This window comes from Methylophaga sp. UBA4204 (assembly GCF_002379485.1).
In the GTDB taxonomy this organism is placed as follows: domain Bacteria; phylum Pseudomonadota; class Gammaproteobacteria; order Nitrosococcales; family Methylophagaceae; genus Methylophaga.
This window is the reverse complement of the sequence record NZ_DFTU01000108.1, coordinates 31,750-34,535: the sequence shown is the minus strand read 5'-3', so window position 1 is coordinate 34,535 and position 2,786 is coordinate 31,750. Positions and strand designations below refer to the sequence as shown.

Sequence of the window (2,786 nt, the reverse complement as noted above, 5' to 3'; positions counted from 1 at the left end):
AAATTGTTGCGCCAGAAGCATCAGCTGAAGCGCATGAGCAACTGACCGGACAAGCTGAAAAAATCCTGCAAATGCTGGATTTACCCTACCGCAAGATGCTGCTTTGTACCGGTGATATGGGCTTTGCATCTACTAAAACCTATGATTTGGAAGTCTGGTTACCCAGCCAGAATACCTATCGTGAAATCTCATCCTGCAGTAACTTTGGTGATTTTCAGGCACGCCGCATGCAGGCGCGCTGGCGGAACCCTGAAACGGGAAAACCTGAACTGGTTCATACGCTTAATGGATCAGGGCTGGCTGTCGGCCGGACCTTATTGGCCATTTTGGAAAATCATCAACAGGCCGATGGTAGCGTTATTATCCCCGAGCCACTTCGTGCCTATATGGGCGGTGTAGATAAAATTCATGGGTGACGAGTTTAGTCTGATCCAGAAGATCATTATCTGGACATTACCGGTTTTATTTGCGATTACCGTACATGAAGTCGCACATGGTTGGGCTGCGTTAAAACTGGGTGATAAAACGGCCCAGATGATGGGGCGTCTGACACTCAATCCAATCAAGCATATTGATCCGCTGGGTACTATTCTGGTTCCGGGGTTATTGCTTATGTTTACCGGATTCATGTTTGGCTGGGCCAAACCGGTACCGGTGACTTTTCAGAATCTGCGCAATCCAAAAAAAGATATGGCCTGGGTGGCTTTGGCTGGACCCGGAGCTAATCTGGTAATGGGGTTTTTATGGGCTATGGTCGCCAAGCTAGGCTTGGTGTTGGCCATGAATGACGTACTGATTTCCGGACCGATGATTTACATGGGTGTGGCAGGTGTATTAGTGAATGGCATGTTGATGTTGCTAAACCTGTTACCTTTGCCTCCATTGGATGGCGGCAGAGTATTAGTCAGCATTTTGCCGCCTAAGTTAGCTTGGCGAGTAGAAAAAGTTGAACCTTACGGCTTTTTTATCTTGCTGGCATTACTCTATTTTGGCATCGTTATGATGATTTTATGGCCTTTGATGCAGGCTTATATGGGATTGCTGGCATTTATTTTTGATATGCCAATGCAAGTATTCTTTATTTTATAAAACACTGAATTGAGCAAGCTCATCAGGAGATTATTTTGGACACGGTAGCGTATCAGTCACGTCGTATTGTTTCAGGCATGCGCCCGACAGGGCAATTGCACTTGGGGCATTATCATGGTGTGCTGAAAAATTGGATTAAATTACAACACGAATTTGATTGCTTCTTTTTCGTTGCTGATTGGCATGCGTTGACGACTCACTATGAAGATAGTCGAGTGATTGAAGAAAGTGTCTGGGAAATGGTCGTTGATTGGCTGGCTGCCGGAATTGAGCCATCATCCGCTTCATTATTCCTGCAATCACGGGTGCCGGAGCATGCTGAGCTGCATTTGTTATTATCGATGATCACGCCTCTATCCTGGCTGGAACGTGTACCAACGTATAAAGATCAACAAGAAAAGCTTAAAGAAAAAGATTTATCGACCTATGGCTTTTTAGGTTATCCGCTGCTGCAAAGTGCTGATATTTTGATTTATCGAGCAGGTCAGGTACCGGTTGGTGAAGATCAAGTGGTGCATGTTGAGTTAACGCGTGAAATTGCCCGTCGCTTTAATCATATTTACGGACGTGAAGCGGATTTTGAAGAAAAAGCCGAAGCAGCTGTAAAGAAAATGGGTAAGAAAAACGCCAAGTTATATAATCATTTGCGTAAAGCCTATCAGGAGCAGGGTGATGCAGAAGCGTTGCAGACTGCTCGTGAACTCTTAAAAAATCAGCAAAGTCTGGCGCTTGGTGATATGGAGCGTTTATTTGGTTTTCTGGAAGGTGGCGGTAAAGTTATCCTGCCCGAACCAAAAGCACTGCTGACACCAGCTCCTAAAATGCCAGGACTGGATGGACAGAAAATGTCCAAATCCTATGGCAATACCATTTCATTGCGTGAATCGGATCAATCTGTCGCCGAAAAAATTAAGCGCATGCCAACTGATCCAAACCGAGTACGGCGCACCGATCCGGGTGAACCCGATAAATGTCCGGTTTGGCAATTACATGAAGTCTATTCAGATGAAGGTCAGAAAAAATGGGTTCAGGAAGGGTGCCGCTCGGCTGGAATCGGTTGCCTTGATTGTAAAGGTCCATTGATCGATTCGGTGATTGCCGAACTCAAACCTATCCGTGAACGGGCAGATGATTTCAGCAGACATCCAGAAGATGTACGACGTATTATTGATGATGGCAGTGCTGCAGCAAGAGAAGTGGCTCAGGAAACATTGAGCGAAGTTCGTGCAGCAATGGGGCTGGCTTATAAATAGTCTACAGGGCCAAGTTATCTTTAATAGCTACCTCTGTTATGACTGAAAACCAGCCAAACAAGGTGAGAGAAGAGAGGTTGTGAGATAATTCCAGGTATCTCACCCCTAGTGGTGCTTGCGCTCAAAAACGCTCTCGGCGTTTTGGTAGTGGCCCACAATAAACGATTAACATATTAGACCGGTGCGCACCTCCCTAGACGCGCGGTATATCGTCCATTCGTGGACGGAAGTGGCACATTTTCAGTCACAACCCATAGGGCTGGGACGAGATTTGTCTACATCTGCGTTAGAAATGACCTATGTAGAATGAGTACATTTCATCATTTCCGCCTTGTTATAAACAAATCTCGTTTCCAGCAGTGTTGGCGATGAATAATAAACTGGCCCAAGGAAAAACTATTATGGCTGAAAGAATACAAAAAGTACTGGCACGTGCCGGCTATG

The 2,786-nt window shown here is 45.6% G+C and carries 3 protein-coding genes; all 3 read left to right on the top strand.

Annotation, left to right across the window (positions count from 1 at the left end):
• Window positions 1-416 (top strand): aminoacyl--tRNA ligase-related protein (locus tag B3182_RS15780; RefSeq protein WP_349677944.1); only part of this gene is annotated, 416 nt, incomplete at its 5' end.
• Complete coding sequence (locus tag B3182_RS15775; protein ID WP_292354582.1) at window positions 409-1,089, top strand: site-2 protease family protein; 681 nt, start codon at window positions 409-411, stop codon at window positions 1,087-1,089. The genes B3182_RS15780 and B3182_RS15775, both read left to right, overlap by 8 nt.
• A gap of 35 nt (window positions 1,090-1,124) precedes the next feature.
• Window positions 1,125-2,342 (top strand): tryptophan--tRNA ligase, encoded by a 1,218-nt coding sequence (locus tag B3182_RS15770; protein WP_292354584.1) that lies wholly within the window; start codon window positions 1,125-1,127, stop codon window positions 2,340-2,342.
• The last annotated feature ends 444 nt before the right edge of the window (window positions 2,343-2,786 follow it).